General features: G+C 45.4%; 24 protein-coding genes. 15 read left to right on the top strand and 9 right to left on the bottom strand.

Going from position 1 to position 23,476, the window contains the following annotated elements; all coding sequences use genetic code 11:
- The first annotated feature begins 8 nt into the window (after positions 1-8).
- The 7 genes from BQ7400_RS07660 (at position 9) to BQ7400_RS07630 (ending at position 7,400) form a co-directional block, all read left to right on the top strand.
- Positions 9-566: a manganese efflux pump MntP gene (locus tag BQ7400_RS07660; protein ID WP_072470035.1), complete on the top strand. Its 558-nt coding sequence runs from the start codon at positions 9-11 to the stop codon at positions 564-566.
- Positions 567-662: 96 nt separating this feature from the next.
- Entirely contained in the window at positions 663-1,061 is a 399-nt protein-coding gene (locus BQ7400_RS07655) for a secondary thiamine-phosphate synthase enzyme YjbQ (protein ID WP_072470034.1), read from the top strand.
- Entirely contained in the window at positions 1,062-2,375 is a 1,314-nt protein-coding gene (locus BQ7400_RS07650) for a DUF2254 domain-containing protein (protein WP_072470033.1), read from the top strand.
- A gap of 50 nt (positions 2,376-2,425) precedes the next feature.
- A complete protein-coding gene (yfcC, locus tag BQ7400_RS07645) occupies positions 2,426-4,138 on the top strand; it encodes a putative basic amino acid antiporter YfcC (RefSeq protein WP_034440715.1) in 1,713 nt (570 codons plus the stop codon).
- A 9-nt stretch (positions 4,139-4,147) separates the two neighbouring features.
- Complete coding sequence (gene iadA, locus BQ7400_RS07640; protein ID WP_072470032.1) at positions 4,148-5,356, top strand: beta-aspartyl-peptidase; 1,209 nt, start codon at positions 4,148-4,150, stop codon at positions 5,354-5,356.
- Positions 5,357-5,467: 111 nt separating this feature from the next.
- On the top strand, positions 5,468-6,814 hold the full coding sequence (locus tag BQ7400_RS07635; protein WP_072470031.1) for an MATE family efflux transporter: 1,347 nt from the start codon (positions 5,468-5,470) through the stop codon (positions 6,812-6,814).
- A 79-nt stretch (positions 6,815-6,893) separates the two neighbouring features.
- Positions 6,894-7,400, top strand: coding sequence for a GNAT family N-acetyltransferase (locus BQ7400_RS07630; protein WP_083553305.1), 507 nt, complete (start codon positions 6,894-6,896; stop codon positions 7,398-7,400).
- Here the strand turns inward: BQ7400_RS07630 and BQ7400_RS07625 are convergent, their stop codons facing one another.
- On the bottom strand, positions 7,401-7,850 hold the full coding sequence (locus tag BQ7400_RS07625; RefSeq protein ID WP_144019930.1) for a hypothetical protein: 450 nt from the start codon (positions 7,848-7,850) through the stop codon (positions 7,401-7,403).
- A gap of 166 nt (positions 7,851-8,016) precedes the next feature.
- A complete protein-coding gene (locus BQ7400_RS07620) occupies positions 8,017-8,547 on the bottom strand; it encodes a methylated-DNA--[protein]-cysteine S-methyltransferase (protein ID WP_072470029.1) in 531 nt (176 codons plus the stop codon).
- 70 nt (positions 8,548-8,617) lie between these two features.
- Here BQ7400_RS07620 and BQ7400_RS07615 point away from each other — a divergent pair, with 70 nt between their 5' ends.
- From BQ7400_RS07615 to BQ7400_RS07605, 3 genes are all read left to right on the top strand, one after another.
- Positions 8,618-9,619: a DMT family transporter gene (locus BQ7400_RS07615; RefSeq protein ID WP_083553304.1), complete on the top strand. Its 1,002-nt coding sequence runs from the start codon at positions 8,618-8,620 to the stop codon at positions 9,617-9,619.
- 33 nt (positions 9,620-9,652) lie between these two features.
- Complete coding sequence (gene gloB / locus BQ7400_RS07610) at positions 9,653-10,354, top strand: hydroxyacylglutathione hydrolase (RefSeq protein ID WP_072470027.1); 702 nt, start codon at positions 9,653-9,655, stop codon at positions 10,352-10,354.
- Between the two features lie 77 nt (positions 10,355-10,431).
- Positions 10,432-10,626 (top strand): hypothetical protein, encoded by a 195-nt coding sequence (locus BQ7400_RS07605; RefSeq protein ID WP_072470026.1) that lies wholly within the window; start codon positions 10,432-10,434, stop codon positions 10,624-10,626.
- A gap of 101 nt (positions 10,627-10,727) precedes the next feature.
- Here the strand turns inward: BQ7400_RS07605 and nox are convergent, their stop codons facing one another.
- Entirely contained in the window at positions 10,728-12,071 is a 1,344-nt protein-coding gene (nox, locus tag BQ7400_RS07600) for a H2O-forming NADH oxidase (RefSeq protein ID WP_072470025.1), read from the bottom strand.
- Positions 12,072-12,338: 267 nt separating this feature from the next.
- Positions 12,339-12,983, bottom strand: a complete 645-nt coding sequence (locus BQ7400_RS07595) for a sodium-dependent transporter (RefSeq protein ID WP_072470024.1) — start codon at positions 12,981-12,983, stop codon at positions 12,339-12,341.
- Positions 12,984-13,889: 906 nt separating this feature from the next.
- Here BQ7400_RS07595 and BQ7400_RS07585 point away from each other — a divergent pair.
- From BQ7400_RS07585 to BQ7400_RS07575, 3 genes are all read left to right on the top strand, one after another.
- The gene (locus BQ7400_RS07585) at positions 13,890-14,153 is read left to right on the top strand and encodes a hypothetical protein (RefSeq protein WP_072470022.1); all 264 of its coding nucleotides are present in this window, start codon (positions 13,890-13,892) and stop codon (positions 14,151-14,153) included.
- Positions 14,154-14,244: 91 nt separating this feature from the next.
- Complete coding sequence (locus BQ7400_RS07580) at positions 14,245-14,937, top strand: hypothetical protein (protein WP_072470021.1); 693 nt, start codon at positions 14,245-14,247, stop codon at positions 14,935-14,937.
- Positions 14,924-16,945 carry an SGNH/GDSL hydrolase family protein gene (locus BQ7400_RS07575; RefSeq protein WP_072470020.1) on the top strand — a complete coding sequence of 674 codons (2,022 nt, stop codon included), beginning with the start codon at positions 14,924-14,926 and terminating at the stop codon, positions 16,943-16,945. Before BQ7400_RS07580 ends, BQ7400_RS07575 begins: the two co-directional genes overlap by 14 nt.
- A 260-nt stretch (positions 16,946-17,205) precedes the next feature.
- Here the strand turns inward: BQ7400_RS07575 and BQ7400_RS07570 are convergent, their stop codons facing one another.
- The 3 genes from BQ7400_RS07570 to BQ7400_RS07560 all read right to left on the bottom strand — a co-directional run bounded on the left by BQ7400_RS07570 (position 17,206) and on the right by BQ7400_RS07560 (position 20,056).
- Positions 17,206-17,907 carry a hypothetical protein gene (locus BQ7400_RS07570; protein WP_072470019.1) on the bottom strand — a complete coding sequence of 234 codons (702 nt, stop codon included), beginning with the start codon at positions 17,905-17,907 and terminating at the stop codon, positions 17,206-17,208.
- A 344-nt stretch (positions 17,908-18,251) separates the two neighbouring features.
- Positions 18,252-19,385 (bottom strand): sensor histidine kinase, encoded by a 1,134-nt coding sequence (locus BQ7400_RS07565; RefSeq protein ID WP_072470018.1) that lies wholly within the window; start codon positions 19,383-19,385, stop codon positions 18,252-18,254.
- Positions 19,382-20,056 carry a response regulator transcription factor gene (locus BQ7400_RS07560; protein ID WP_072470017.1) on the bottom strand — a complete coding sequence of 225 codons (675 nt, stop codon included), beginning with the start codon at positions 20,054-20,056 and terminating at the stop codon, positions 19,382-19,384. Before BQ7400_RS07560 ends, BQ7400_RS07565 begins: the two co-directional genes overlap by 4 nt.
- Positions 20,057-20,309: 253 nt before the next feature.
- On the opposite strand from BQ7400_RS07560, the gene BQ7400_RS07555 reads away from it, so the two are divergent.
- Together BQ7400_RS07555 and BQ7400_RS07550 are read left to right on the top strand one after the other, a co-directional pair.
- The gene (locus BQ7400_RS07555; protein WP_072470016.1) at positions 20,310-21,503 is read left to right on the top strand and encodes a dicarboxylate/amino acid:cation symporter; all 1,194 of its coding nucleotides are present in this window, start codon (positions 20,310-20,312) and stop codon (positions 21,501-21,503) included.
- A 132-nt stretch (positions 21,504-21,635) separates the two neighbouring features.
- Positions 21,636-21,899, top strand: a complete 264-nt coding sequence (locus BQ7400_RS07550) for a hypothetical protein (RefSeq protein ID WP_072470015.1) — start codon at positions 21,636-21,638, stop codon at positions 21,897-21,899.
- A 226-nt stretch (positions 21,900-22,125) separates the two neighbouring features.
- Here the strand turns inward: BQ7400_RS07550 and BQ7400_RS07545 are convergent, their stop codons facing one another.
- Entirely contained in the window at positions 22,126-22,824 is a 699-nt protein-coding gene (locus BQ7400_RS07545; protein WP_072470014.1) for a cysteine hydrolase family protein, read from the bottom strand.
- Between the two features lie 79 nt (positions 22,825-22,903).
- Positions 22,904-23,473, bottom strand: coding sequence for a biotin transporter BioY (locus BQ7400_RS07540; RefSeq protein ID WP_072470013.1), 570 nt, complete (start codon positions 23,471-23,473; stop codon positions 22,904-22,906).
- Positions 23,474-23,476: the final 3 nt, after the last annotated feature.

The raw sequence follows: 23,476 nt of genomic DNA, 5'->3' as shown, positions 1-23,476 counted from the left end.
GGGAGAAAATGGATTTTATTACATTATTGCTAACGGCAGTGGGTCTTTCCATGGATGCCTTTTCCGTGGCCCTGTGCAAGGGCTTGTCGGTGAAAAAGGCCCAAGTAAAGCAGGGTTTATTGGTGGGACTTTACTTTGGTTTTTTCCAAGCCTTGATGCCCCTGGTGGGCTATCTTTTAGGGGGGCGTTTTTACCGGCTCATACAAGACTGGGACCACTGGGTGGCCTTTGTCCTCCTACTGATTTTAGGTATTAACATGATCTGGGAAGCCAAGGACCAGGAAGACCTATCTGGGGGTTTTGCCCCCAAGGACATGCTACCCCTGGCCATTGCCACCAGTATTGATGCCCTCATTGTGGGGGTGAGTTTTGCCGTTTTAAAGGTCAGCATCTACCGGTCCATTTCCTTTATTGGCCTCTGGACCTTTTTCCTGTCCTTTGTGGGCTTTTACCTGGGCCACTATTTTGGGCAAAAATGGGAGAAGTGGGCCCATGTCCTGGGGGGCATCCTCTTAATTTTAATTGGAGTCAAGGTTTTATTAGAAGATTTGGGTTATTTGGGCTAAGTACATCTAGGGATGTACTTATTTTTTTACCATTTTAGTTGAAAAAAGTATATAATAAAGAGAGATTGAAAATACTTGCCGAAGGGAGGCGGGCTTGTGTTAAGGAAGTATGACCTCAGAACGAAAAGAGAAGAGATGGTGGACATTACCGGCCTGGTAGAGGCCTGTCTGGAAGAATCCGGGGTCCAAGAGGGGATTTGCCTGGTTTATTGTCCCCACACCACCGGAGCCATTAGCGTCAATGAAAACACAGACCCGGCAGTCCAGGAGGATATTTTTTTAGCCTTAAGGGAAAACCTTCCGGACAATCCAAACTTTAGCCACTTGGAGGGAAATTCCAGGGCCCACCTCTTGTCCAGCCTCTTTGGCGCCAGCCAAGCCTTTATCATCCAGGATGGCAGGCTCCTTCTGGGAACCTGGCAGGGGATTTATTTTTTAGAATTTGACGGGCCCAGGACCAGGTCCTTTTATGTAAAAATTTTGGGAGGCAGGTAAATGAAGGCAAAAATAACCCTTTGGTACAACAACCACAGAAATGGAATCAACACAAGTAAATTTACCTTTTTATCCTTTGTCCTATTGGTCATTGTCTGGCTTGTGGACATCCGCTATCCGGACCTAAACAAGTCCATCCCGGAATTTTTTCTCCTAACCAAGGATGTGTCCAAGAGCTTTTTATCCAACCTGTCCGGGGTCTTTTTAACCGTTACCACCTTTACCCTAACGACAATTTTAACGGTTTTAACCACCTATGCATCTAACTTTACCCCTCGGGTTGTACAAAAATTTATCGACAAACCCCATGTTTTGAGCTTGATTGGGGTCTTTGTTGGAGGCTTTTTTTACACAGTCCTATCCCTTTTGATTATCCAAGACGTGGCAGAAGACCAAAAGCTCCTGGCTGGGACCCTGGGCATTATCTATGCCATCTTAAGCATGGTCTACTTTATGAAGTTTGTCCACAAGGTCCTTTATTCCATCAAGGGAGTCAACGTCATCCAGGATGTCTATGAGGAAGCGGAAAAGCTGATCCAGGAGGAATCTGACCTGCGGAAGGAATCCACCCGCTACCTGGAAAAGGAAATCCAATCAGGTTTTCCTATTTACTCCCTGGAAACTGGCTATTTTTATGATTTAAATGAAGATGACCTCCTGAAGATCTTGACCAAGTATCCTTGTGAACTGGTAACCAAGGTCAAGATTGGGGAATACGTCTTAAAAGATATGGAAATCGCCGAAATTCACAGCAAAAAAGGGAAAAACCTTCCCCAGGGCCAGGACCGAAAGGACTGGCTGGATGCCATAGCCAAGACCTTTTTGCTGAACCCGGCTAAAAATGACCAGGCCGACTACCACCACGAAATAACCAACCTGGTGGAAATTGCCCTGAGAGCCATTAGCCCCGGGATCAACGACCCCAACACGGCCATTAACTGTATCGGGAAGATTTGCAACCTCCTGGGCCAGCTCTTTTCCACCAAAAACAACTTCATCCTCTTAAAGAGCCAGGATGATGCCAATGTGGTCTATGTAGCCTATTCCGTAGAGGAAGAACTCTACCTGACCTTTTACCAGTTAATCCACTATGGCAAGGAGGACCCCTCCATTGCCAAGACTATTTTGGAGGGGATCCTCCATATGTACATCCAGGCAGATGGTGAAGTCAAGACCAGCATCGCCAGCTACTACCATGATTGCTACCAGGTCTTTTATGATTCCTTGACCAGTAAGAGGGACCGGGAAAAAATACAAGACCTCTACCAAGATTTCAAAAAACAGGAAGAAAAACCTAGGAACTCCCTATCTTAACAGGGGTTGACATAGATAGAATAAAGACGTCATTGACGAAGGAGGAAAAAATGACCAAGAAAGACTTGACTAAATTTAAGACTCCCCACACCTATGCCATTATCTTTGTAGTGGTATTGCTTTGCTGGGGACTGACCTTTTTAATTCCTGCCGGGAAGTTTTCAACCCATGAAGTGGAATATACCGATGCCAACGGGGAAACAGCTAGCCGGACGGTACTCCAAGCAGACACCTTCCGCTACATGCACCCCTTAAAAACCGACTTTTTGGCCAGCCAACTGCCGGCCCTGGCCCAAGATCAAGCCAAGGTCCAAGAACTTGCCCTGGACCAAGAGGCCCTGGGAGAACTTCTAAAGACTGATGCCAAGGACTGGAATCAAGAAAGCCTGGACAAGGCCGGCCTGACAGACGATGTCCTCTATGGACTCTATGGCGACAAGATTTACGACCAATCAGTGAAGTTAAACAAGACGGCCCGGGTATGGGGGACAGAGGACTTTAATGGTTTTGGTTTCCTAAACTACCTCTTTGAAGGCCTGGTATCCGGGGACAAGTACGGGTCTGCCGTAGGGATTGTAGCCCTCTTGTTGGTGGTAGGTGGAGCCTTTGGGATTATCATGTCCACTGGAGCCATTGACGCCGGAATTTATGCCGTTATTGACAAGACCAAGGGTCTGGAACGCTTTGCCCTGCCTATTTTATTCTACCTATTCTCCCTGGGAGGAGCCACCTTTGGTATGTCGGAAGAGGTCATTCCCTTCTCCATGGTTATGGTGCCCTTTGTAATTGCCCTGGGCTATGACTCCATTGTGGCCGTAACCGTTACCTTCGTGGCCTCTCAATTGGGGAACGCCGTTTCCTGGATGAGCCCCTTTAGTGTGGCCATTGCCCAAGGGATTGCGGGAATTCCTGTCTTATCCGGAGCTGGCTTCCGTCTGGTTTGCTGGGTTGTGGTAACGGGTCTCGGTGCAGCCTACACCATGGTCTATGCTGAAAGAATCCGGAAAAACCCGGAAAAATCTGTCATGTATAGCTCAGACAACAAGTTTAGAACCCAACTACAAGAAGACGATGCAGCCCGAGACTTCCAATTGGGCCACAAGATTATCCTACTGGAAATGCTCCTGGTCCTGATTTGGATTGTTTGGGGGGTTATGAAAAAGGGCTACTATATTCCGGAAATTGCTTCCCAATTCTTTGTAATGGGTCTTGCAGCCGGTTTGACAGCTGTGGTCTTTAAGCTCAACAACCTGGGCATCAACGACATTGCATCCAAGTTCCAATCTGGAGCTGCCGACCTGGCCGGAACGGCTGTGGTTGTAGGGATGGCCAAGGGGATTTTGATTGTATTAGGAGGTAGCGACGCCAACAGTTTCTCAGCCTTAAATACCATCCTCTATTCCATTGGAAACGCCCTGCAAGGGGTTCCCAGAACAGTAGCTGCCATTGGCATGTATGCCTTCCAATCCTGCTTCAACCTGGTGGTAACATCCAACTCGGGCCAAGCTGCCTTGACCATGCCCATTATGGCACCCTTGGCTGACCTGGTAGGCGTGTCTCGACAAATCGCTGTTTTGGCCTACCAAATGGGAGCTGGATTTATGGATGCCTTTACACCGGTTTCTGCCAGCTTAATTGGAGTTTTAGGTGTTGCTGGTATTGACTGGTCCAAATGGGCCAAGTTCCAAATCAAGATGCAAGGATTTTTCTTCCTCATTGGGTGTATTATCTTGATTCTTGCCGTTGCTATGAATTTCCAATAGGAGGCTATGATGGTTAAAATTATTCGCAATGTCCATGTTTACAGTCCTCAAGACCTGGGGATCAAGGATGTCTTGGTCTTGGGAGATAAAATTGCAGCCATTGAGGATGAAATTAAGATTGACCTGGGAGGTCTGGTGGATTTAGAAGAAATCGATGGGAGCGGGAAAATTTTAACACCGGGCTTTATTGACTGCCATGTCCACATCCTGGGAGGGGGCGGAGAGGGAGGCTTCTCCACTCGGACTCCGGAAATTACCCTGTCTACCCTGACTTCCGCCGGGGTCACCAGTGTTGTAGGGACCCTGGGAACCGATGGCATCTGCCGGGACATCAATGCCCTTTTGGCCAAGGCCAGGGGCCTGGAGGAAGAAGGAGTTTCTTCCTATATCTATACTGGGGCCTATCAAATTCCCACCCCCAGCCTAACGGGGGATGTCATGAAGGACATCATGGCCATTGACAAGGTCATTGGAGTAGGGGAAATTGCCCTGTCTGACCATCGGTCCAGCCAACCCACCTTTGAAGAATTTATCCGCCTGGCAGCCAATGTCCGGGTGGCCGGTATGTTGGCCGGAAAGGCTGGGATTTTAAACATCCACATGGGAGACGGCAAGACCAACCTGGACTATCTCAACCGGGCTGTAGAGGAAACCGAACTCCCCATCTACCAATTCTTGCCCACCCACATGGGCCGCAATCCCGAACTTTTTGAAGAGGGGATCAAGTATATGAAAAAGGGCGGCTACTGCGACTTTACCGGAGCCGACGACCCCGACCTTTGGGAAAGAGAATATGGAGAAGTACGGATTTCCAAGGCCTTAAAGAGGATTATAGACGAAAAAATTTCCTATGACCTCTTTACCTTTACCTCAGATGGCCAAGGGTCCTTCCCCATGTTTGACGAAAACAACAACTATATTGGCCTGGGTATGGGAAAATCATCCTGCCTCCTAGAAGCCATCCAAGAATGTGTCTTTAAAGAGGACATTCCCTTGGAAATTGCCTTAAGGGGTCTGACAATCAACCCGGCCAAGATTTTAAAACTCAAGGGCAAGGGACAAATCCTTCCAGGCTATGATGCAGACCTCAACCTCTTGGACGAAAAGACTCTTGAAATCCACAGTGTCTTTGCCAAGGGAAAAACCATGGTCCAAGATCGGAAATTAAGGGTCCTGGGGACCTTTGACCCGGGACAAGAAGGCTTTCCCAAGGCCTAGCCTTTGGAGAGATAGAGGGCCTGTCAGCAGGCCATGAAGTATTTTTAGAAAAGTTATAAAAAGGCAAGAAGGGTCCTAAGTAGTAGGGACCCTTCTTTGAAGGAGGTTTAAATGGAGCAATCCTTGGGAAAAAAACTATGGTCTCTTTCCTATCCAACCATGCTGTCTTTTGCCCTCCAGGCTATCTACGACATGGTAGACATGGTTTGGGTGGGGAAGATTTCCAGCAAGGCTGTGGCTGGAGTGACCATATTCACGACAATTTTTTGGATTTTTGACGTTTTAAATGAAATCATCGGGTCCAGTTCTGTGTCTATGATTAGCCAAAGTTATGGCCGTGGAGACCGGAAAAGAACTTTGGAAATAGCAGAGCAAACCATTAGTTTTAAAATACTTATGTCCTTGCTGACTATGGTCCTCTTGCTGGTATTCCTTCAACCTCTTTTATCCCTTTATACAAAAGATCCCGAGGTAATCCAGGCTGCAAAGGACTATGGCTATTTACGGATTTATTTTTTGCCGGTCTTTTTTGCTTCTTTTTCAGTCAATACCATTTTTCGTTGCCAAGGAGATGCCAAGACCCCCATGTATATCATGGGACTGTCCACTCTGGTTAACCTTATCTTGGACCCGATTTTGATGTTTGAAACCATACCCTTCTTGGGCTTCAAGGGCTTTGGTTTAGGGGTTTATGGGGCGGCCCTGGCCACGGTAATTTCCATTTGCCTGAGCTTTTTAGTGGGATTTTTCCTCTTGTTGAAGGGCCACAATGGAATCTATATTCGCTGGAAGGGACTCTTTCGATTGATTCCCTCTATTGACAAAAAGCTCTTGAAAATTGGGGTTCCCAATGGACTTCAGCAGATGCTCCGCTTTATTTTTAATGCCCTGGCAGTGCATTTTGTGGCTGACTATGGGGTAGATGCCATTTCAGCTTTTGGTATTGCCGGGAAAATCTATAGCACGGCCTTTTTGCCCCTAAATGGCCTGATGATGGGTGGGTCCACCCTGGTGGGCCACTATTTGGGCCAAGAGGACGTCCCCACAGCCCAAAGGGTCTCTAAGATAGCTTCTAGGATGAATGCAGGAATTATGGGGGGTTTACTTGTGACTGTCCTGGTCTTCCACCAAGGAATTATGGGCCTCTTTATCCAGGATGCCAATGTCAAGGCCATCGGGTCCCAGATGTTGATTTTTTCTTCCTTCTGCTTGCCCTTTTTGGGCTATGGTTTTGGCTGTGGGGTGGCCTTTATGGGAAGTGGCTACAACAGACCCTTGCTCTATTCGGGACTTTTGGCTGACTGGTGCATCCAGCTTCCCCTCCTCTATGGGATTGTTCGGATTTTCCACCTACCCATCTCTTATCTTTTTGCCTCCTACATGCCGGCAGACCTGACCATCTTCCTGATCCTTTTCTTTGCCTATAAAAAAGGATCCTGGACCAAGAAAAGAGTTTAAAAAGAGAAGTCCTGTTAGGGGACTTCTTTTTAGGGTATATAGACCAAACAAGATGATTCATCAAAATCAGGAGGTAGCTATGGATATCATACAAACATCGTTAGAAGACTTTAGCATTCGCAAGGCAGAAAGAGGGGACATTCCTACCATCCTCTCCCTCATCAAGGACCTGGCCCAATACGAGGACCTCTTAAAGGACGTCAAGGCCACAGAGGAAATTTTGGAAAAATCCCTCTTTGAGGAAAAAACGGCCCACATGTACCTACCCCTTTACAAGGGCAAGGCCATTGGCTACTTTATCTTTTTCTACAACTTTTCTACCTTTGAAGGTCGACCGGGCCTCTACCTAGAAGACCTCTACATTGACCCCCAATACCGGGGTCGGGGCTATGGAAGAAAGTGCCTGTCCTTTATGGCCAAGCATGCCCTGGAAAAAGACTGCCGCCGCTTTGAGTGGACCTGCCTCAAGACCAACACCCCCTCTTATGAACTCTACAAGAGCCTGGGAGCTGATGACCATACAGAATGGGTCATCTTCCGCCTGGAGGGACAAGGCCTTAAGGCCATGGGAACACCGGACCTTTAACTATTTAAAATAGGCAGAAAAAATCTGGTCCATCCGGTAAAGATCCAACTTCTTGACAGAGTACCACTTGCCATTTACGGCAATTTGGTCCCCGGTTTGGGAAATCTCAATGGGGTCTTTTTGGTTTAGATACAAGTGGATAAAACGAACCTGACCTCCAGCCTGGCCCTGGAGGTCTTTTGGATGGCCGGAAAACCTGCGGACCTTCTTGCCAATCCAGGCCAGGTCCTTTTTCTTGTCTACATGGACCAATTGTTGGTCCGGCATGAGGTAGAGGTCTGCCGCTACCAAGTCATCCACAGGCAGGTCAACCAAGCGGTACTTGGCCACCCAAAGGCCATGAATTAAATAACAGGCAAAGAAAAAAAGACACAAAAACAAGAGCCGCCTTTTTCGGATTTTTTGCTGTCTCTTTTTTTTATTTATTTTTCGGCGTTTTCTTCTTTCCATAACCCTTTCCTCTTTCATTTTTCTACTACCATCTTACACAATAATGGCCCATTGTCCAAGACCTTGAGAGAAAATAATGCCTTTGACCTTAAATTTTTAAGGATTTTATTGGATAAAAGAAGAAAAACAGAAAAACCTCAAGGTCTTTCTGTTTTTCTAGATCAATTTAGAGGTCTCCAAAAGAGGCCAAAGGGGCTTGGATGACCCGATCTTGGACAATCTTTAGGCCCTCACCTTCTAAGAGGGTCTTTTTTCTTTCCAGGCCCCAGGCATAGCCCCGAAGGAAGCCTTGCCCATCCAAGACCCGGTGGCAGGGCAGGATAATAGCCAGGGGGTTTTTGGCCAAGGCAGACCCTACAGCCCGGGCAGACATTTTTTCCCGGCCGTATTTCTTGGCCAGGACCCGGGCCAGGACGCCGTAGCTGGTAACCTGGCCATAGGGGACCTCCCTTAAAAGGTCCCAGACATCTTTTTGGAAGGGAGTCCCTTGGGGAGCCAGGGGAAGGTCGTCTAGGGCTGGGGAGTCTCCATGAAAGTAGGCCTCAAGCCAAAGACGGCCGGCCTGGAGGGCGGGACTTTCTTTTTCCGGATAGACGGGAGGATTTTGGCCATCTAAAAAGTAGACCGAACAGAGGCCCTCTTCCTGGTCCACAAGGGCCAAGGGTCCCAGGGGGGATTGGTAAATAGACTGGTACATGGTCAATTCCTTTCTAGAATATTTTTTTACTTTATATTATACTATATAGAGAGGAAGAAGGAGGATGGATATGAATAAAAAGATAAAAGCTACAGGCCAGGCCCTTTTAGCGGCCTGTCTCTATGCCTTAAATATACCCCTGTCCAAGGTTTTTTTACAGGCCGCAGGCCCCATGACCATGGCGGGATTTTTATACCTGGGAGCCGGCCTTGGAATTGGGTTTCTTTACCTAGTCTACGACAAAAACAAGGAGGACTCGCTCAGTCGGGAGGACCTGCCCTATACTCTGGGAATGGTGGTCCTAGATATTTTAGCGCCTATTTTTTTAATGATGGGCCTGGTTTGGACCAGTTCGGCTAACGCCTCCCTCTTGAATAATTTTGAAATTGTAGCCACTAGCGTAATTGCTTGGATCCTCTTTGGTGAAAAGATTTCCGGCCTTTTGGGTCTGGCCATTATTCTCATGACCCTGGCCAGTGGAATCTTGTCCTTTGAAGGGGCCCAGAGCCTGGAATTTTCCAAGGGGTCCATCCTGGTCCTCTTGGCGGGACTGTCCTGGGGTTTTGAAAACAACTGCACCCGGAAAATTGCCCATAAAAATACTTTTGAAATTGTTATGATCAAGGGAATTTTTTCAGGCCTGGGGTCCATTGCCATTGCCCTGGTGGCGGGAGAGACCCTGCCGGACTTGGGTAACCTGTGTAAAATTATGGTCCTGGGCTTTTTGGCCTATGGCTTGAGTATCTTTTTCTACATCCGGGCCCAAGAAGTCATTGGGGCCGCCAAGACCTCGGCCTGGTATTCAGTGGCCCCCTTTGTGGCAGTCCTCCTATCTGTGGTCTTCTTAAAAGAAGGCTTGAGCTGGAAGTTTTTGCTGGCCCTGTCCATTATGGTTCTGGCCTCGATCCTGGTGGTGGCAGATACCTTGAAAAAGGCCCACGACCACAGCCACAGCCATGTCATCTATAGTTACAGCCATGGTCACATTATCAAAAAAACCCTGGTCCACAGCCACAGCCACCAGCATTATTTAGGAGGAGGCTACCACGACCACCTTCATAAAAAGCGATAAATTGGGTATATAGGGATTAAAGGAGGAAAGACCATGGAAATTTATGCCATTCCGGCCCTAGGAGACAATTATATTTGGTCCATTGACCTGGACCAGGGCCGTATTTTCATCGATCCGGGCCAGGCCTCGCCAGTGCTGGATTTTTTAAAAGGCCAGGAGGCCAAGGAAAGTGTGGTTCTTTTGACCCACCACCACCTAGACCACACCGGGGGTCTGGAAGGGTTAAAAGAAGCCCTGCCGGGTCTTAGGGTCTATGGGCCCTGGGAAACAAGAGACCTCAATGACACCTGCGTCAAGGGGGGAGACCTGGTAAGGATTTTTGACCAAGAGATTGCCGTCTTGGCCAGTCCTGGCCATACCGAGGCCGGCGTATCCTACCTTTGGCAGGGGAATTTATTTCCAGGAGATGCCCTTTTTAAGGCCGGTTGTGGCCGGGTCTTTACCGGAGACTACCGGGCCCAATACGACACCCTGGAGGTCTTTAAGGACCTGCCAGACGACACCCTGGTCTATCCGGCCCACGAATATTCCTTGGAAAATTTACGCTTTGCCAAGAGCCTCTTTCCCGGGAGTTTAGAAATCGACCAGGCCCTGGAAGAGGTCCAGGACCAAAGACAAGAGGGGAAAAAGACCCTTCCCACCAGCATTGGGGAAGAGAGAAAGACCAACCCCTTCTTCCTGGCCAAGGATTTAGAGGAATTTATTGCCTTCCGCAAGAAAAAAGATACTTTTTAAGGCATAAAAGAGGACTATCTTGGGTCCAGCCTATTTGTGGAAGGCGGAAGGGCTATATTGAGTTAAAGGAGATATGTATGAAGTCAAGTTTAAAAAGAGCTTTTATCCTTAACATTATAGGTCTTCTGGGCATGCTTGTCCTGTTTTGTTCGCAATATGAGATGAATAAGCCCCACATAGGAGACTTTCTCTGGATGGTATTTCTGGCTGAGGGGGCCTACTGGGCCACTGTTCTTTTGGGCTTGTTTGCCTGCAAAAAATTGAGGAGCTAGGGTGCACTAGACCTCAAGGGGATACTTGTATAAAAGACTCGAAAGCATAAAAAAACCGGGAAGTTTGCACTTCTCGGTTTTTCTTCTTTTTAGACCATTTTTTAATCTGCAGACAGGGCTGCCATGGTGATATAGTTGTAGGGTTGGTTGTAGTGGGGCAGGAAGAAAAAGTCGGTTAGGGACAAGCGGTCAATGGTGACTTTTTCTTGGATGGCCAGGCTGAACATGTGGATCATCATGGACATGTCATACTTGGACATGAGTTGGGCCCCCTTGATTTGGCGGGTGTTTTTATCATAGACAATCCGGATGGTGACTTCATAGTTGTCTTCCTTGATAAATTCAGGTTTTTGCAGGGCCTTAAAGTCTGTATAGAGGACGTCCATTCCCAAGGCTTGGGCCCGTTCTACAGTAACCCCTGTGGAGACCATGGAGAGGTCAAAGATTTTGATCCCGTTGGACCCTTGGACCCCGTTGGCTTCAATGGGGTTGCCACAAACATTGTGGCCGGCAACAATTCCAGATCTTACGGCATTGGAGGCCAGGGCGATGTAGTCATAATCATCGATGACATTACTAAAGATGGTGGTACAGTCGCCAATGGCATAGACATTGGGGTCTGAGGTGGCTTGGTGCTTGTCTGTTAAGATGGCTCCCTTGACTCCCAGGTCCAAGTGGCCTTGGACCAGGTCTGTATTAGGCAAGAAGCCACAGCAAATCAAGGCCATATCACAGGGGTAGCTTCCCTTGTCAGTGACGACCTTGGAGACCTTGTTTTTCCCCTCAAAGGCCAGGACATTTTCACTTAAACGGATATCCACTCGGTGGGACCGGAGGTTGTCTTCCATGGCATCGGTAAAGGGCTTGTCATAGTAGGTATTTAGAACCCGGTCGGGTTGGGTGATCATAGTGGTATGGTAGCCTAGGCGCTTAAAGGCTTCGGCCAATTCCACGCCAATATAGCCAGCTCCTACGATCACAACATTTTGCATGGTTCGGCCATAGTCCTTTTCAATCTTGTCAATGACTTCCTTGGCATCTTGGAAGCGCTTGACTTTTTGAATGTTTTCTAAGTCCAGCCCCTTTAGAGGTGGCATAATGGGCTTGGATCCCATGGCTAGGACCAACTTGTCGTAGGATTCGGCAATTTTTTGCCCATTTTTGTCCAGGGCATAGACAATTTTTTGGTTATAGTCAATGGATTCCACTTGGGTTTCTAAGTGAACCTTGGCCCCCTTGTTTTCTAAGATGGCCTTGGAGGAATAGAAGAGGCCGTCGGGGCTTTTAATTTGCCGGCCAATCCAAAGGGCCATCCCGCAACTTAGAAAGGAAATATTGTCATTTTGGTCAAATATAACCAGTTCGTTTTCGGGATAATGATCCAAAATGGTATTGGCACAGGCCGTACCGGCATGGTTGGCCCCGATTAAAACAATCTTACTCATAATAATAAAACTCCTTTACAAAAATAGCTTAAGTGGTTGAATCTTGGTTTAAAACTAGGATTTAAAAAAGAAAGTCCTAAGTTATTTTTACCCCATTTCCAGGAAAAAGCAACCCTTAATTTTGAAAATATTTATTAAAAAGCCATAAAAAAAGAATGCCTGATAGGGCAGATTTTATAATGTTTCCATCATCAGGGACATAGGACCCATAGGTGGTCATAATGGCCATGCCCAGGGACAGGGTGAAGAAGGAATGGCCCAGGGCGGCTAAAAGCCCTCCATAGTAAATTTAGAAAAATCGGGATAGAATAAAAATGTCAGGCCCTCTCTTCCCCCGGCTAGGGTGATGCCGCAGATGCCAAGAAGGATAACAATCACAAGAAGTACAGGGATGGCAACCTTAGAAACTTTTTCAATTCCCTCAGAAACACCGGATTTTACAATGACCATGGTCATAAGTATAAAGACAAAGGTCCAGAAAATAGGTTTAATAGGAGAAGAAATAAAGCTGGTAAAGAGGTTGGAGATTTCATCCGAATTCTTGCCGACAACTTGGTTTCCAGCACTTTTTACAATATATTCCAAGGACCATCCGGCCACGACGGAATAAAAACTTAAGATTAAAAAGAAAGCAATGACGGCGATAATACCTGAAATGTACCACTTCTTTCTAGGGGCTAGCTTCTTAAAGCAATCCACACTATCGGTTCTTGTTCTCCGGTCGATTAACATTTCACTGGCCAGGATAGGAACGCCAATGACAATGCAAATAAGGATGTAGGCAAGTAGAAATGCGCCTCCTCCGTTTGTGCCCACAATATATGGAAATATCCATATATTTCCTAGTCCAACAGCTGATCCAACGGCAGCCATAATCATGCCAAAGTTGATGCTAAAGCCTTTGCGTTCCATAAACCCTCCTTTTCAAGTTCGAATAAGGTCTTGGTCTCCCCTATTGAAGGCCAGAAAATGAAATTTGTAGATAATTGTATCACATCGTGGGATAAAGCAAGATTTTTTTAGAAAAGACCATATTTTTTGCAAAAGGATGGGTCAAAACTTGAAGGAAGGATAAAAACAAGATAAATCTTTTTTATATTTTACCAGGGTCTTCACTATAGGGGCTTGACCTTTAAATGGCCTTGCATGGCCGATGCCTGGTTTGAGACTATACCTATGAATTGATTGTAGATAAAAAGTATGTAGACCCTAACTACTTGAATGGTTTGACTTAGCCCCCATTGCCTATGACCCCTATGATGCCTTTTCCAGTATTTTTAGTTGGGAAAAATAAAAGTGTGTAAAATTTTACTTTAAAGGAAGACCCCAGTTTAAAACTTAGGGGCTTTTTTGGTTGAAGATGGAAGGATGTTAATAAAAGAAAAGTTTGTTATAATAAAAGTAAGAAAAGAAGATGGAGGAAGAAAGAGGTCATAAGCATTAAAAACTATTTACGCTATTTGATAGATAAGAGGTATTATGGGGTTTTAATTTATCTAGCTCTGCCTCTCATTTTCGGGGGCATGCTTGCAGGAGGTGATGACACCGACAGTGGATTTGCCGGATTCAGGTCTATGTCTCTGAAATGGACTACCCCTTTGCTTATGGGGTTGGGTAAAAAATACTGGTTGTTTCTACTGGACTTTTAGATTATCTCGACCTAATGGAAGCCAAGATTAAGCATGAACTCTTTAGGATGTACAATTTAGGTTCTTCGACAACCCTCCTTCTTTTAGGATAAGGCTCAAGGAAGGGAATTTTAAGAAAAACCATGGAATCTAGTCCATGGGACTATTTATACATTCAAGGGAGAATTTTATGAAAAAAGTTACAAGACACAACAAAGTCTACCAATGGACCTTTTATATAGGCCTGGTCCTCCTGGCCCTTTCCTACATAGGGAGGTATGGGGCCTTCGGCGCCCTAAGGCTCATGGGCTTGACCACCGTTTTTATCTGTCCCATTTTAGGCCTTGTTGGCCTGGGTTTTTCCATCCGGAACCGGAGCCTGGTCTTTGGCCTCTTAAATTTTATCCAGATATTTTCCTTTTTTATTGTCATGTGGATTGGCTATCATTGTTAAAAGGAGGAGTCTGCTTTATTTGGGAAATGATTTGATAAGGAACCTTTGATAAAAAGGAATAGGACACAATAAGATCGAAAAGGAGATGGAAATGACGAAAACAAAGAAAATAGGAATTTTTCTTGTTCTTTTTATGGTCGCCTTGGTCCTTGGATTTCTTCTTTTGGAAAACTTGGGGATTATTGAAAGAGTCGACCATGAGGAGGCCATAGAAACGAAAAGTGCCAAAGAACTGGACCAAGCACTGCGGGCCAGAGGGCTTGATGAAAATTTTTTCAAGCAACCTGAAAAAGACCTGGGAAAATACTTTCAGGAAAATTCAGAAATTATAGAGAAATTAAGTGCCAAAGACCCGTCCAATTCGTATTCTGAAAGGGAAGCTGACCAAGTCTTAAAGGAAAGAGGTTTTAAGGAGTTTCCCCTTGTATATAGGTATGATGAAGAGGGGAACTATATAGGGGAGACAGAAATTGATGGGCCAAAAAAAGGCATCCACCCCTCCTATGAGATGGATTACTATGATGAGACAGGAATCCTATGGTCCATTCGCATAACGGGGAAAAATTTGACTGCAAGCCCCATAGGAGACGAGCAGGGAAATATGTTTTCTAAACAAATCATTTTTTCCGAAGATGAAATTATGACTTCTTATGATGCAAAGACGGGAACATTTTATCGGACCAAGCCAAAGAAAAAGGTCTTAAAAGTCAACCGGCTGCCCCGGATAGATAAGGAGACCCTAGGGAAAATAAGTAAGGAAATAGGTGGCCATGAAAAAATTTAGGAAAGTTACTTTAAAGTTACTAGGTATTTTAACCTGCTTAGGAATGCTGACCATCTGTCTTGCCATGGACAAGGAGGAGTCTGTAGAAAAAACCATGGTTTCATTAGGAGATTCCTATTCCTCCGGAGAAGGAAACAGTCCGTACTATGGTAAGTTAGATGATAGTGGAGACATTCTTAAAAGCCCAGATAATGAAGACTGGTTGGCCCACAGGTCACCAAATGCCTGGCCGGGGAAGCTTCGATTAAAAGACATGGGGCCCATGAAAAACTACAAGGATGACAAGTGGTTTTTCAAGGCAGTATCCGGAGCTCGAACAGTAAACATTGACCATGACCAAGAGAAAACCTATACTGATGAATTTCTTATGGAGAAAAAAGCCAAGTTGCCAGCCCAGACGGAAATTTTTAAGCAACTAAAGGAAAGAGGACAAAGAGTAGACTATGTAACCCTGACCATAGGGGGCAATGATGTTGATTTTGCAAAAATCATAGATACGGCAGCCAGGACTTCTTATGATAACCCCAATATTCTTAAGGGAGAATTGGAAAGAATTTGGGCGCAGTTTGATAAGGAAGATGGAATTAAGAAAGACATTTATGACAGCTACAATAGCATCCTAAAGAAGGCAGGGAAAGAGGTCCATGTAATTGTGGTGGGCTATCCAAAATTATTTGATGTAGATGGGACTTTTGACTTAGAACCCGATGGAGAACTTGGCCTTGTAAAATATGCATTTGAAAAAAAAGGAATCACCAAAGAAGAAGCAGAACTGATTAATGATAACGTCAGTAAATTTAATGAATCCCTGAGTAAAATTGTGGCTGAATGTAGAAAAGAAGGGAAGAATATAAGCTTTGTGGATGTGGAAAAAGAATTTGAAGGCCATGGAGCCTATGCAGCAGACCCCTTTTTATATGGGATTAGTTTATTTGCAAGGCACGGAGAACTGAAGGAAACGGAGATGACCAGTGCCCAATCGATACACCCCAATGCAAAGGGGTGTGATGCCTATGCCCGGTGTGTTCAAAGAGAAATTGATAGGCTAGAAGCAAGTGAAGAAAACATACAGAAGCAGGGAATTTATTTAAACAATGAATTTTCTATAGACGTCTTGGATTCCCAAGGCAAGCCTTATCATCATTATTCTCTGGAAATCAATGGAAAGTTCTATAAAAAATTTTGGTTTTTTAAGTTTAGGACGAAAAATTACTATAAAAAAATAGAAGGGGATTCCAAGGGTCCTATAAAACTCAAGCTAGACCATGGATCCTATAGCTTTAAGTTCACAGATAAAAAGACCAAGGAAGTCCTTCTTTTGGAAAATATCAATGTCTTTGACCTCCATAAGCAAAAGAATTTAAAAGTACAAACGAAATTTGGGGAAAAGAAAAAAGATACTTCGGGAAAAACAGAAATAAAAAAAATAGAAGGCAAAAAAAAGGACTTCAAGGCGGGAAATAGGGTTCCTCCAGAAGAACTCTTAGAAAAAATTTATGGAACTTGGCGAGATATTGACCTGTCTTTTAAGGAACCGGACCCACATGGAGATATTCGAGCTACAATCTCCAAGGATAGGATAGCCTTTTATTATAATAAAAGTGATGTAGGGGTTTTTGGAAAGTACAAAGTGGTAGATTATGACCAAGGAAACCAGTCCATTCAAATTCAGGCAAGGATAAAACAAGTTTTGGATAGCTACGATCTTAGGGAAAATAACTATTTCAAGGATCCAAACTATAAAAACGTAAAGATTTATAATCTTCCTGAATACTTCTCAGAGAAGGAACTCCTTGAAGAAGACTTAGGGAAACCTCTTACTGGAGAAGAGATACAAAATAGGATTGCCCAGGATGAGGAAAGTTGTTTTGTCATGGCATATGACAACTTTTCTACGATTAAACTCATCGACCATGAAAATATGACCATTACAGATGATTTTGGAGTAAGGCACTATAAATATTTACTGGGCCCTGGAGAGTACGATAATCCATTGTATGGGTTTTAGATGGTGGTTTTACTGGTTGAGAGAAATTTGCCTATAGTTCTATAATCAATGTTGGGGTCACGTTGGACTCCAACATTTATTTTTTGCCATAAAAATGCACTTATCTCTTTTCCCCTAAGACAAGATTGCCAAGCAGGTGAAGGGGTGAGATAAGTGCAAGAAGATGCAGACAGAAAAAGTGCCTTGGTGAATGAAACTTTCTCCTTGATGACCATATGGATGGAAAAGTCATTCTTCAAAGAAGCATTGTCTTTTAGAGGTTAGTTATTTTGAAAATTACTCAAGGGCTGGACTTGAGGGTATTCAGTTATGGCATCCAAGAACTCAATCTTTTGAACATTTGTAAGAAAGCCATTGATATTTTGGTATTGGGTTGTTGGAACATTATAAAAACCAAGGCAGGAAATAATTTGCCCCTCCTTGAAGGAGTAGCCCGCCCCCAAGGCATCGGGGTCTGGATCGTAGCTATAGTAGAGGTCTCCATTCTCGCCGGTGGTGTAATTTTTGACGACACCTAGAGAAAATCGGTCGACCTTAGTGACCCCCTTGTCGAAACTCAGGGCGTGATCAAAAACAAGGACCAGTTCTCGACGGACCTTATTTCCACTGAGGACATCATCAACCCCCACCCTTCCTTGGAGGTAGAGGGGGACGGACCGGTATTCATTTTCAGGGTCCATAATGTCCACTTCCACAAGGTCTTTTTCTTCAATTGGTTTTTCCAAAAGTTTTTCTGAGGAAGAATTGTCATCAGAAATAAGGGAATTTGGCTTGGCTTCATAGTCCGAACCGCCTCTAGATGAAGTTGTTCCCTCAAGGTTGTTTTCACTGCCCTTGTTTAGGGTCGAGTTTATTTCGTCGAAAGACTGGCTTTTCTTGTCCCCTGGTAGATTTTTCTCCTTGGAGCAAGCCATAAGGGGAAAAAGCATGAGAAAGATGAGAATAAAAGAGAATTTTTTCATAGAAACCACCATCACTTGTAAAATTTTAGGTCTCCGAAGCCGAGGGCTTTAGGAGAGAGTTTGTTTATTCCTATTTTCTTTTGGAATAGGCGAATTTGAATAGAAGGGGAAGGACCTTTTTCTTCCCACCTTGGCCCCGATTAAAACAATCTTACTCATAATAATAAAACTCCTTTACAAAAATAGCTTAAGTGGTTGAATCTTGGTTTAAAAACTAGGATCTAAAAAAAGAAAATCCTAAGTTATTTTTACCCTATTTCCAGGAAAAAGCAACCCTTAATTTTGAAAATATTTATTAAAAAGCCATAAAAAAAGAATGCCCGGAGGCACTCTTTTTTGTCAGCTTATTTTTTTCCTAGCCAGATGGTAAATTCTGTATAGGATCCCAATTGGCTGTCGATGGAGATGGTGGCCTGGTGGAGGTCAAGAATGTGCTTGACCAGGCTCAGGCCCAGGCCAGCTCCACCCAGTTTCCGGCTCCTGGAGGGGTCCACCCGGTAAAAGGGAGTGAAAATTTCTCGGATGGACTCCGGAGCCAGACCAATGCCGGTATCTTTAACAGAAACCAGGACCTGGTCCTTGACTTCCTTGACTTGGACCAGGACAGACCCACCGGGCTTGTTGTACTTAATGGCATTTTCCACCAGATTGTAGAGGGCCCGGTAGAGGAGGAGGTCACTGGCATAGACCTGGATATGGCTTCCTTGTAATTCCAAGCCAACCTCTCTTTTTTCCGCCAGGGGCGTAAGGTCACAAAAGACTTCATCAAAGAGGTCGTAGAGGTCCACCAGGTCATTTTTTTCCAGACTTTCCGTGTCCATAAGGGTCAGGAGGTGGTCCACCAGCTGGGTCATCCTTTGGACCTGGTCTTGGATGTCCGAAAGCATTTCTTCATAGTCCTTTTCCTGGTGGTTTTCCAGCTTGTTAAAAACGTCCAGCCTGGTCTGTAAGACAGATAGGGGGGTCCTGAGTTCATGAGCCGCCGCCGCAGAAAATTGTCTTTGCTGTTGGAAGACCCCGTCCAACCTTTCTAAGAGGTGGTTGTAGGACTGGGTCAAGTCGGCAATTTCTCCGGGCAGGCCCTGGCTAGGCAGGGGCTTGGACAGGTTTTTCATCTCCCGGTCCTTCATGTGGTCAATGAGTCTTTCCAGGGGCTTTAGGCTCCGCCGGGCCAGAAAGTAGGTGGCCAGACTTCCTAGAACCACCACAGCCAGGGTGGACAGGGTGGCTTGGATTTGGACCTTTTCCTGGGCCCCTTGGAAGAGTTCTTTCACTTCAGGGACAATAATCAGGGTTTGGCCCATATCCTTAAGCTGGCCCCCCTGGATTTGGATTTGGTCCATGATTTTTTCCTGGAGGAGGTTGAGCTCCTGGTTAATGGCGTGTTTTTGTAAAAAATAACTGGCAATGCCCGTAGCCAGGATCATAAGACCCAGGATCAGGGCAAAGCGCATTTTAAGGGAGAGAGGTTTTTTCATTGTTTTTCTTCCAATACATAGCCTTGCCCCACCTTATTTTTAATGGGGTCGGTCTGGAGGACCTGGCGAATTTTCTTCCTTAGGGAGGACATATGGACCCGGATGGCATTGGAAAAGGGGTCCACATTTTCGTCCCAAATATGGCTAATGAGGTCTTCCTGGCTGACAATGGACCCCTGGTGCAAAAGGAGGTATTCTAAAATGCCGGCCTCTTTCCGGGTGAGTTTCAGAACCTGGTCCCGGGCCTTGGCCGTTCGAGACAGGGTGTCAAAGGAAAGGGCCCCGCAGGTTAAAAGGGGGTCTTCCTGCTTGAACTTTCGCCGAGTCAGACTCCGGACCCGGGCCTCCAATTCGTCAAAGGAAAAGGGCTTGGTTAAGTAGTCGTTGGCCCCTTGGTCCAAGCCCTGGACCTTGTCTTCAATTTGGCTCCGGGCCGACAGAATCAAAACCGGCGTGGTTTGATCCATTTCCCGGAAGCGGCTTAGGAGGTCCATGCCGTCCATTTGGGGCAGGGACAGGTCCAAAAGCACCAGGTCATAGGATTGGGCCAGGACCTTGTCCAGGGCCGTCAAACCGTCATAGGCCTGGTCCACCTCATAGCCGCTGAGGTGGAGTCCCTTGGCTATGGTCTTGCAAAGAGTAACTTCGTCTTCAACTACAAGTAAACGCATAGGACCTCCTTTACTTTTGAGGGGCTTTTTCTTTCAGGAAAAATCCCCGGGCCAAAGATAGGGCAATGGACGTGTGTTTTAAATTCATAAAACCCTCCTAAAAATTTATTCTAAAAATACTATACAATAAAATACTATACAACTTGACCTGTTAAATCTCTGTTAAGTTTTTAAACTTTTCCAAAGAAAAATGGATTCAACTTGTGATATAATAAATTTTACCATAAGAATAAATCTTGAGAGGAGTCTATTTATGGAAAAAAAGAAGCGCGGATTTTTTCATTCTTTATTATTTAAGTTGCTGGTAGCCATCCTTGTGGGAATTTTTCTAGGAAAGTCCCTGGGGTCTTCTGGTATCCAGGTGGTTGACGCCATCAAGCAAATCATGGGAGATTTTATCGGCTACATTGTCCCCTTAATTATCCTGGGCTTTATTACCCCGGCCATTGTATCCTTAAAGGAATCTGCCGGAAAAATCCTGACAGTAACCCTGATTATCTGTTATCTTTCCTCAGTAGGGGCTGCCTGCTTCAGCTTCTTGGCAGGCCAGGCCATTATTCCCGGCCTCCACATCCAATCAGCTGTGGCCCAAGGAGCCGAAATTCCGGAAGCCGTCTTTAGGCTGGAAATTGCACCCATTATGCCCGTTATGACGGCCTTGATTACAGCCATCCTATTTGGGATTGCAGTGATTTGGACCCAGTCCAAGACCTGGGAAAATCTCTTAATAGAATTAAATCAAATTGTTTTAACCATTGTAGAAAAAGTCGTCATTACCATCCTGCCGGTTTACATTGCCGCCACCTTTGCCGAATTAGCCTATGAGGGAGTCCTCCTAAGTCAATTCCCCGTCTTTATCAAGGTCATCTTCATTGTCCTCTTGGGACACTTTATCTGGATGGCTCTCCTCTACAGCCTTGGAGGCATCCTGTCCAAGTCTTCTCCCAAGGAGGTCTTTAGACACTATGTCCCGGCCTATATGACGGCTGTAGGGACCATGTCTTCAGCAGCTACAGTGTCTGTGGCCCTGGCCTGTGCCCGAAAATCCAAGGTCTTGGATCCGAAAATTCGGGACTTTGTCATCCCCCTTTGCTCCAACACCCACCTTTGTGGGTCCGTTTTAACGGAAACCTTTTTTGTCATGGTGGTTTCCCAAATCCTCTATGGCCAACTTCCCCCAACCAACTCCATGATTTTATTTATCCTTCTCTTGGGGATTTTTGCCATTGCAGCTCCCGGAGTTCCTGGAGGAACTGTTGTAGCCAGTCTGGGCCTAATCACCTCTGTCCTCCACTTTGACAATACGGGAACAGCCCTGATCCTGTCCATCTTTGCCCTCCAAGATAGCTTTGGAACTGCCTGCAACATCACAGGAGATGGAGCCATTGCCCTAATGGTTACAGGAATCTTCAAAAGAGAAAGGGCCAAGCAAACAAAAGAAGCATAAAATCAGTAAGAAAAGGACTCCGACCAAGTGGGGTCCTTTTTTCCTAGAAAGTTGACAAGGAAAGTTCTGATTTGCTAGAATAAAGCTATAAATAAGGCAAGGATTTACGGCCTTGGGAAAGGAGAAATCAAGATGACAAAAGTGATGAAAAACTTGGAAAAAATAAGTCTGGTCCTAGGACTTCTGGCCCTACTTGTCAGTTGGATTTTTAAGGATGCCTGGATTGGCCATGCCCGACCCCTGGGTTTTACTAGTCTATATATCTGTCCCCTATTGGGACTTTTGGGAATTTTAGCCTCTATCCGGAATAAAAACTTGGTTTTTGGCCTCCTAAACCTGGCCCTGGTCGGGAGTTTTTTCTTGATTATGAGCCTGGGATACATGATTTTGGGCTAGGGATAGAAAAAGTTTGAAAAAATAAAAAATAATTTTGAAATTAATATTGACTATCAAAATGAAATGTCCTATACTAAGTATAGGGTAAATAAAATTTCTCTATTTAACTTTCTCTCAAACATAAAAACTCTCTAAAGAGTAAAAATAGGTGGTCTCCACAAAGTAGTGGAAACCACCTATTTTTTTAGCAATCAAAAAGCAAGGACACAAGCCCTTGCTTTTTAAATTATAGTTCTTTTTGGATCAGGTCAATGGCCTCTTGGGTCTTGACGACATAGGTGTAGATGACATTCATGATTTTAAGCTCAGCATCATGAAGCTCCATATCGGCTGATGCACAGGCATCTTCTACCGTTAGGACTTGGAGACCTTCATCGGCCAGGCCCCGGACAGTGGAAGCCACACATTGGTCGGTTACAATCCCCCCAACCACTACAGTGGTGATCCCCATGTAGCGGAGGAGTTGTAGGTAGTTGGTTCCTGTGGTTACGGAATCTGTGGTCTTATTCACCACAATTTCATTTTTAATGGGGGCCAGGTCGTCTACCATTTGGGCGGCCCAGGAGTCTACAGGCATAAGCATGTTGTTCCAGCCTTCAGTCTTTTGGACGGGAGACCGGTCCTCTCCGTCTTCCCTCAAGCAGGCAATCCGGCCAAAGCTAACAGGCAGATTGTTGGCCCGGAAGAAGTCCAGGAGCTTTTTGGCATTGGGGATGGTGGTATTGGCCATGTGGTCAAAATAGGGCTTCCATTGGTCCCAAACCCCGGTGGCCTTAAATTCTTGGGCCTCCTTGCCTTCCAGGTGGCAGAATTCATTTTGCAGGTCAATGAGCAAAAGCATGGTCTTCTTGGGGTCGATTTTATAGTCCGGGAAATCTTCCACTTGGTCATAATAAAAAGATACGTATTTACGGTCGAGTTTCATATAAACCTCCTTGTACTTGGGATTTGTCTTTAATGCAAGTATAACATAGGAAAATTTTAAAGACAATCAATCCCGAGGCCTAGTTTCGCTTTAGGGCAGAGAGGATTTTCGGTCCCAGGAAGGCAGCCAAGAGGGCCTTAACCAGGTCGGGGATAATAAAGGGGACCATGCCGACCTTGAGGCTGGAGGCCAGGGTCATGGGGCTGCCATGGACCCTGGTTAAAATTAGGTAGAGATAGGGTAAACCTATGGCATAGAGTAAAATATCTGCTAAAATTAAGCTAAGGAAGATCTTCCAGGGATTTTTTTCTCCCCCACTGTACTTGGAAATCAAATAGGCCATGGGGATAAAGCCCAGGATAAAACCAAAGGAAGGGGACAAGACCGACTGGGGTCCTCCGGAAAAACCGGCAAAGATGGGTAGGCCCACCAGGCCCAAAAGGGCATAGAGGATGGTGGAGACAAGGGCCTGCTTGGGCCTTAAGACCAGGCCGGCCATAAAGACAAAAAAGTTTTGCAGGCTAATGGGAACAGGCCCCAAGGGGATGGTAATCAAGGCCCCCAGGGCAATTAGGGCGGCAAAAATTGCCGATTCCACAGAGTTTCTTGTTGGATTGTTATGGGATGTAAGTTTATTTTCTGGATTCATAGT

It is taken from the genome of Urinicoccus massiliensis, from assembly GCF_900120405.1.
In the GTDB taxonomy this organism is placed as follows: Bacteria; Bacillota; Clostridia; order Tissierellales; family Peptoniphilaceae; genus Urinicoccus; species Urinicoccus massiliensis.
The sequence above is the reverse complement of the archived record's forward strand: the minus strand, read 5'-3'. Positions and strand labels throughout refer to the sequence as shown.